The organism is Clostridium sp. (genome assembly GCF_029258205.1).
Classification (GTDB): domain Bacteria; phylum Bacillota; class Clostridia; order Clostridiales; family Clostridiaceae; genus Sarcina.
Map to the genome: position 1 here is coordinate 1 of NZ_JARHZJ010000072.1, position 8395 is coordinate 8395.

Here is an 8395-nt window from a genome sequence, read left to right on the forward strand (position 1 = left end):
GCATTAAGTTATAAAGATCAAAAATTACCATTTAAAATATTACAATTAGTAGGAGATATAAATAATCCTAAGTTTGAGTATAAAGAATTTAATGTTAAGTCTCAGAATAATATTCCTTTAGTTAATAATATAAAAATCGATTATAGGAATTATAAAAATGATATTGTAGAAGGATTTAACGATATAAATATATTTATTTTAGAAAATAAAGTTGATTTTCTAGACAAACTAAATATTTTCAAAGATATTAAAGTTAGACAACTTATGAGAAATACCTATGAATATAGTAAAATTTTAGAGTATTCAAGTCATCCTAAATATACCAGCAATATGCAAGCATTTGAAAAAACATTATATACACTATGGAATAGTGTACATTTAAACAAATCTATGGTTACATCTGAAATAGAAGATATGATACTTGATGATATACCTATATTTAACACTATTACAACAAGTAAAGATTTGATTGATTCAAGAAATAATATAATAAAAGATTATTTTAAAACTTCAGGATTTGAATATGTTATTAATAAAATTAATAATTTTAATTATGATATTTTAAATAAACAAATTGATTATTTAAATATCTCTTTGAATAATTCGAAATATTTAGCTAATGAGCTAAATAGAAAAAACAATGATTTATTCAATATAACTTTATATAATAATTTTAATTTAAATTTCAATTTAGATTTAGAACATTTAGCAATTGAAGTTTATAAGTTGATAGAAGAAAAATCTATAATATACAATGATGAATGTATAATTGAACATTATTTTGAAAGTAGTATTCAACTTAATTTTAATTATAGAAATGGATTAGCTGGAACATTAAAGTACTTATTTGAACTAAATAAAATTACAAAGGATCCTATAAATATTTTAGAAAAAATTATAAAAACACTTTTAAATAAAAAAGTATTGCTATCACCACAGTTTAAATCAATAGAAGATTCTATTGATGTTATAGATGTATTAATAAATAATAGTTATATCTATGATGATAATGTATTAGAATGTTTAAATATATTTATAAATAATTTAAAAAATGATATTGAATATAAACAATTAAATTTAAAGGAGATAATTAAAGCAATAGATTTAATAAAAAAATTATACCAAAAAGATAAATTATATAAATATAAATTAATATTAGAATCTTTAAAAGATTTATTAGAGTTTGAAATATTAAAAATAGGATTGAATTCATTTAATGAAATGTCAGATATTAGTCCAGCTAAGTTATTAAGTACTATTAATGATTTATATGATATAAATATTACAAGTATGAAAAATGATTTTAAAGCAGAATTAAATTTAATAAATTCTAATATCATTTCAAAACTTTATAAAAATGACAGTGATTTAATATATGATTTTAATCAGCTAAAGAATATATTTTTATTTTTGAATTGTAATCTGATAAATAAAAATATTGAATTTTTAAAATTAAAGAAAATATTATTAAATATAATTAAATATAATGATTTATATGACAATCTAGCTTTAACATCTGATATTTTAATAAATTTTTTAAATAATCAATATGATCAAGAATTAGAAGAATTATTAACTGAAAAAATATTTAAACTAGCCAATTATAAACTTATTACCAATGAATATCCAATAAAAAGTTTAAACTACTTTAAAGATTTATCAATTGAAACTGGTTTAGTAGGTATAGGATATGAATTTTTAAGATACAGAAATAGAGATATATCTAGTATATTAGAATTGCTATAACAAAAGCATATTTGGGGAGGCACTATGAAAAAGATATTAGCAATAGTAGGTAGTAGAAAAGGTAAATTATCTAATACGTATAAAATTACAAAAATATTATTAGAAAGATTAGTTAATGAATCAAATGATATAACATATAAAATAATAACAACTAATGATTATAATATATCTAATTGTTTAAGCTGTAATAATTGTTTTAAAAATGGGGTATGTGTACAAGATATAAATGATGATATGTATAAAATTAAAACAATGATTGAAGAATCAGATTTTATAATTCTAGGGAGTCCTGTTTTTGCCCACAATGTTAGTGGTGATATGAAAACTTTAATTGATAGACTTAGTTATTGGCTTCATATATATAAATTAAACAATAAATTTTCAGGTACTATAACAAGTGCTACAAGCAATGGAAATTCTTATGTTAATAACTACTTAAAGAAAATATTAACCCTTATGGGGACTCATAATGTATTTGATATTGAATTTACAACAGTAGAACCTAATTTATTAGAAGATAAAAATTTCATGATAAATGAATTAAATAATTATACAGAATTAATAAAATTCCATTTAGATAAATTAGAATTTAAATCAAATGTTATGCAAGAAAGTGCTTTTCATCAGTTAAAAGCATCTATTCAGAATTATCCTGCTAATAATGCTGAACATAAATATTGGAAGGAAAATAAAATATTCGAGTGCAATTCATACCAAGAATATTTATTAAAAAGTAAATAATGAAAAAGCTAATAGAAATTTTTAAATTTACTACTAAATATTTTAAAAAAAATAAATTGAAATTAAGTATATTTTTATTAATTTCTTTGTTTGTATGGGGTATTTCTATAATCCTACCATTAGTAAATGGTAGGATTATAGATATGTTAGTTTTAAAAGAATTCAACGAAAATTTAATAAAGATGATTCTTATAATATTATTTTTAAATATATTTAGTGTAATTTTTACTTTTACATCAGAAATTATATATGCAAATTTGCTATCAGTAATAACTTTTAAAATACAATATAGTGTTTTAAATCATATAAAATTGTTACCATTACATTTTTTTAACAAAAATAATTCAGCATATTTAAATCAACAAATAGGGATAGATTCAAATACACTTTCAACTTTTATTATTAGTAATATAAAAGAGTTTTTATTTAACATAATAAATTTAATTATTAGTACAATAATATTATTTAATATAAGCTTTAAAGTAACTTTTTCATTAATATTTTTAATTCCTCTATATATATCATTATATAAAATTTTCAAAAAAAAATTATATAGTGCTAATTATATTTATAAAGATAATCAGAGTGAACTATTTAATGAAATGAACACACATATACAAAATATTAAATTTATAAAGATAAATGCTATTAGTGATATTTTAAATATAAGATTGAAAAAATTATTTAATAAGCTATTAAATAGTTGTATGAATTTAACTAAAATTAATAGTATTTTTTCGAATTCGGGTATGTTAATAAATGTATTAGCCAATATATTAATACTTTTAATAGGAATATATGAAATTATGAATGAAAATATGACAATTGGTGAATTTACTATCATTGGGACCTATTTTGGGATATTTTTAAATAGTATGAGCTATTTCTTAACATGTTCAAAGAGCTATCAAAGTTTGCTGGTTTCTTATGATAGAATTATGAATTTATTTAATATTCAAGCTGAATTAAATGGGAGCTTGTTAATAAATGATATTTCTAAAATAGAATTAAAAAATGTAAATTTTTCATATGATAATAATATTATTGTTTTAAAAGATTTTAGTTATACTTTTAATAAAGGAAAAATTTATAAAATTATTGGTGAAAATGGAAAAGGGAAAAGTTCATTGATAAATGTTATAATTGGATTATATAATAACTATACTGGAAATATTAATTATAATGATATCAATATAAAAAATATAGATATTATAGATCTTAGAAAAAATTTTATATCAGTAGTAGAGCAAGAACCAGTATTGATGAATGATACAATTTATAATAATTTAACTTACAATATTCAACACTCAAAAGAAAACCTTCTAAATTTAACTCTCAAAGAATTAAATTTAGACACCTTTATAAATAGTTTAGAAAATGGTATGGATACTATTATTAGTGAAAAAAATTACAATTTATCAGGTGGACAAAAGCAGAAATTAAGTGTGACTAGATCGTTACTAAAGCAACCTAAATTATTAATTTTAGATGAAGCTAATTCAGCCATGGATAAGGAAAGTGTTGAAAAATTAAATACATTATTAAAAAATATAAAAAAAGATATGATTATAATTATTATAACTCATACAGAAACATTTAATGAAATTATAGATGAGACAATAGTTCTTTAGTAATAACATGTACATCATTAGAAAGTTTAATTGCTTATATTAGTTTAACTAATTAAAATAATAAGCCTAAGAGCATTTAATACTAACTGCTCTTAGGCTTTTATTTTAAAATTCTATTTAACAATGGATTTTCACTCAATGTTTTAAAAGATTATGCTTACCACTTGAAATCAATAAAGAGAGAAGAGCTAAGGCTCTTCTTTTTATTTTATTTGTTTTTTGAAGCTTCAGCCTATCATATCTACGCTAAAATTGTAAAGCCATTCCACAAGTTTTTTTATCGGCCATTCATTATATTCATAGCAGCTAAAAAAATTTGCTCCATTTTCCTTTACAATTCACTCCGATATGAAGTCTTAGGCTCAACAAAAAAAACAACACGGGGGGGATTGGTATGCAACAAGAATTAATAAGAAAAAAGATTATCGAGTTTTTACAATGGAATGATAAGAATGGATATTATACAGATGAAAGATGTGATTTAGAAGAAGTTCCAAGAATGACATACAAAGAGAGTATAAAGTATTTTTTTGGGGTTATAAATGGAGATTTTTATAATTCAAAAGCAGATAATATTTTTGAGTTAACTTATGAAGAAGTGATAAGGTTATCTAAAGAGAATAATTTTTATGAAGATACTAAAAGCAAACTTAAAAGATTAATTAAAGGAAATATAAAATATAATGAGATAGTATAATTTAAATCGGGAGCAATATAATTAAGTTGTTCCTTTTTTTATTTTTTATAATTTATACTCATTTATGTTATACTCATTTACGAGTATAACATAAATGAGTATAAATTATAAAAAGAATAAACTTAGTATTCATGCAATTCTTAGCCTACTATCGTTGGCCAAGAATCCTATTTTCAAAATTAAAAACCAAGTATTTATCAGCTTTATATAAATTTAAAAGTCCAGGATAATTTTATTAAACACCAGTTTAAAACTCCTGGACTTTTTCTCTTTTATTCACTTACTACTATCTTATACATATTCATACCTGATACTCTTTTTACTGAAGCTTTTATATTAAATTTCTCTTTAGTTATTTTATTTATTCCATTTTTTATTTGACTATCACTTACTATACTATCATCCATCCATTCAAATGTAGCTATATCTACACCATTTAAATTTTCATCATATATTTTCCCTTCATCTTTCCCAAATTGAATGTATCTGTTTTTTACATTTTCTAATATTTTATTTGAACTTTCATCCTTTATTTTATCTTCAGCTTTTTTATCTTTTGTTGAATCATTTAATTCACTTCCTTTACTTTCTGTTGAATTTACAGATTTCAATTCACTTTCTAACTTAGAAATACTTGAATTAAGATAGTCTATTTTTTGATTTTTAAGAGAAATGCTTGTTTGTAAAAACAAAATTATTAATACTAAAATAATTATCACTATACTTATTTTTTTATTTCTTTTAACTTTTTCAATTAATTTACTAAACATATTACTTTCCTTTCAAAAAAGAAGAACTATTAAAAATAGTTCTTCTATAATATCCTTATAGTTCCATAGGTTTATTTTTTATTTTAACTTCTTTTACAGTCTTTTCAATTTCAATAGTTTTTTCTTTTTTTAAAGGCACAATTTCTATATCATTGCCCTCACAAAATTCTAAAAGATCTGTATATGTCCAACTTTTAACTTCCTTTTCCATTTTAGTTATTTCTTCTTCAGAAACTTCAAAACCACTTAATTCAGGTACTAATAGATCAATAGCATAATCTCTAAATTCTTCTATAGATTTTATAACTTTTAATTCATCAGGATTAGAATTATAGTAAACCTCAACCCCATTAGATAGAGAAGCTGAAAATAAATCATCTAAATCTTTCTTCAAGTTTACTTTTTCTTCACTTAAATCAAATCCAATCCTTTCATTGATACCAGCTCTATATAAAATATCTATTTGTTTATTTAATTTTTCTTCTAAATTCTTAGTAAAGTCTTTATAAAGTAAAACTTCCAATGAATTAAATCCATCAATAGATGAATTATATTCCTTTACATATTCATTTATTCTCTCTATACAACTGTAATAAGTTTTTGCATTGTTATATACTATTGGCATTGATTTAAAGTTCAATATGTTTAAAAATGTACTTTTATCATCATTAGCAAGTTCATTCATAGTCTTTGCACATGATTTTTCTAATTCCATTACTTCTGCTAAACTTTGTCTTTCTAAATTAATATCAACATTTAACATAGCTCTATTAGGTTCTATTCCTATTTCTTTATAGTCAGAATTTGATATATGAAAACTAGGTTTAAAACTATTATCAATGTTATTTTCAGGTTCAATGCCAAACATATCTGCTAACCTATATATAGAATCCTTAGCACTTATACCTTCAGCTTTAGATACAAACTTAATTCCATCTCCACCTTCAGGTTGTCCTCCAAAATCATAAAAGTAATTTTTATCTATATTTATACAACAAGAAGCTGTTTTTTCTCCTCTTAAATTACACCATAGTTTATTACCTCTTTTAACTGTATCTATTCCAAGTTTATCAACAATATTTCCTATTGGAATTTCTTTTAATTTATTTATATCATAAAAAGGCTCTACTTCCTTTTTAAACGCTTTTTCTTTGTTATCCAATGTATTACGTAAATCTTCATATCGAGCCGATTTTAGCTCTTTATTAATCAATTCTTTCAGATCATTTACATATCCATCTCCTATATCAAAATGTAAAGGTATTACCTTCTCTGGTGCATAGTGTAGTTTTAATTTAGTTTTAGCATATGGATAATACTCCTCCCTTTGCTCTGCTTCTATTTTTAATTCTCTAACTTTTAACTCTGCTTCCTTAAATCTTTCATTTGCTTCTTTAAGGTCAATTACTTCACCTTTTTTAAAAAAATTCTCTTCGCAAAAATCAACTGTTATATATGGCTCTTTAAAGACTCCTTTCTCATTCAACTCTCTGTTTTCATCACTTATAAATTTATCTGAAGATAAATTTATATCTTTTTCATATTCCATACTTAAAACCTCACTCTCATTTTTTTTATAAAAAAAAGAGTTATTAGTCTTTTCAACTTCTAACTCTTTTTTAAGTCTATATAAATTTTTATTATCATCAACATATATCAAATTTTCTAAATTATAAGTTTTCCCTACATAAATATCTCTATATGAATCATCTTTTTTTAATAACATAACATGATTTTTACCAGTAAAATCTTTAGAATCTATTTCTTTATTTCCATCAATTTTAAACCAAGTATAAGAATTGTTTTTATCTATCAGTTCCTCCAATTCAGTTTTACTTAATTCATTTATTTTGATTTTATCTTTCCCTAAAAACTCTTTTACTGCTTCATCTTCAATTAGTATTTCTTTCTCTTTTATATTTAAAAGAGAACTTTCAATAGTTTCTATAAACTCTTTTGTAGTTTCTTTTACTTCTTTCAAAAGCCTTTCTTTATCTTTAAAATCTCTATCCTTAGTCCAAGATTTTAAATATATAAGAGAATATTCTTCAGTATCTATATTAAAATAACTACTTACTGAAAAAGCGACCATTTCTGCTTGAAACTCTTTTTCAGCCTGAGTATAATTTGAAAAAGTTTCACTTGTATGCAATTTAGCATGAGCTAACTCATGGATTAATGTTTTTATATTTTGTATCTCTGAATTTCTAGGATTTAATGCTACTTCATTAGTAAATGTATAACTTACTCCTTTTACTTGACCTAATTCACTTTTAGGCTCAATAATCTTAATTCCAATTTTATCTGCTAAATTTTCTAAAGAATTAAAAAATCCTTTATAGTTCTCAACTGTTCCTTCTAGCCATCTATTTGGAAACAATTTAGGTATTTCTTCTAAAGGTACATTAGTTTGACTTACATCAAAAACATATCCTTGTTTAAATAAAGTTTTTCCGGGAATAAACTCTAATTTCTTTTCTTTTATTAAGACTTTCTCCCTTTCAGTTGCTTTACTTACAAGTTTAATTGTTCCATCTTCTGCTTCAAATCTGTCACCTAATTTTGTTGGTACTAAAATTTTTATTCCCTTTTCTCCTTTATTAACCACATACCCTTTCTCTTTCCAAAATGCAAAACTACCTACTGCTCTAGCTCCTCTAAACTGTTCTTCTATAAGTATTGAATTCTTAAAAGAATAGTTGTAAAACTTAGACATAAAAGAAAGATATTCTTTTATATCTTCAGGTGAATTAAAAACCTTATCTATTTTTTTATTTGCTTGTTCTACGAGCAAATCTACTTCTTTTTTC

The 8395-nt window shown here is 22.4% G+C and carries 6 protein-coding genes; 4 read left to right on the forward strand and 2 right to left on the reverse strand.

Features of this window, described 5'->3' with window-relative positions; translation table 11 throughout:
* From Q1J60_RS09150 to Q1J60_RS09165, 4 genes are all read left to right on the forward strand, one after another.
* Positions 1-1746, forward strand: a 1746-nt coding sequence (locus Q1J60_RS09150) for a DUF4135 domain-containing protein (RefSeq protein ID WP_300261190.1), incomplete at its 5' end; no start/stop codon positions are given.
* A gap of 24 nt (positions 1747-1770) precedes the next feature.
* Complete coding sequence (locus Q1J60_RS09155; RefSeq protein WP_111936942.1) at positions 1771-2487, forward strand: flavodoxin family protein; 717 nt, start codon at positions 1771-1773, stop codon at positions 2485-2487.
* Positions 2487-4118 carry an ATP-binding cassette domain-containing protein gene (locus Q1J60_RS09160; RefSeq protein WP_111936941.1) on the forward strand — a complete coding sequence of 544 codons (1632 nt, stop codon included), beginning with the start codon at positions 2487-2489 and terminating at the stop codon, positions 4116-4118. Before Q1J60_RS09155 ends, Q1J60_RS09160 begins: the two co-directional genes overlap by 1 nt.
* Positions 4119-4512: 394 nt before the next feature.
* Positions 4513-4815, forward strand: a complete 303-nt coding sequence (locus Q1J60_RS09165; protein ID WP_111936936.1) for a hypothetical protein — start codon at positions 4513-4515, stop codon at positions 4813-4815.
* Positions 4816-5087: 272 nt separating this feature from the next.
* Here the strand turns inward: Q1J60_RS09165 and Q1J60_RS09170 are convergent, their stop codons facing one another.
* Positions 5088-5585 (reverse strand): hypothetical protein, encoded by a 498-nt coding sequence (locus Q1J60_RS09170; protein WP_111936935.1) that lies wholly within the window; start codon positions 5583-5585, stop codon positions 5088-5090.
* 55 nt (positions 5586-5640) lie between these two features.
* Positions 5641-8395 (reverse strand): ImmA/IrrE family metallo-endopeptidase (locus Q1J60_RS09175; RefSeq protein WP_300261193.1); only part of this gene is annotated, 2755 nt, incomplete at its 5' end.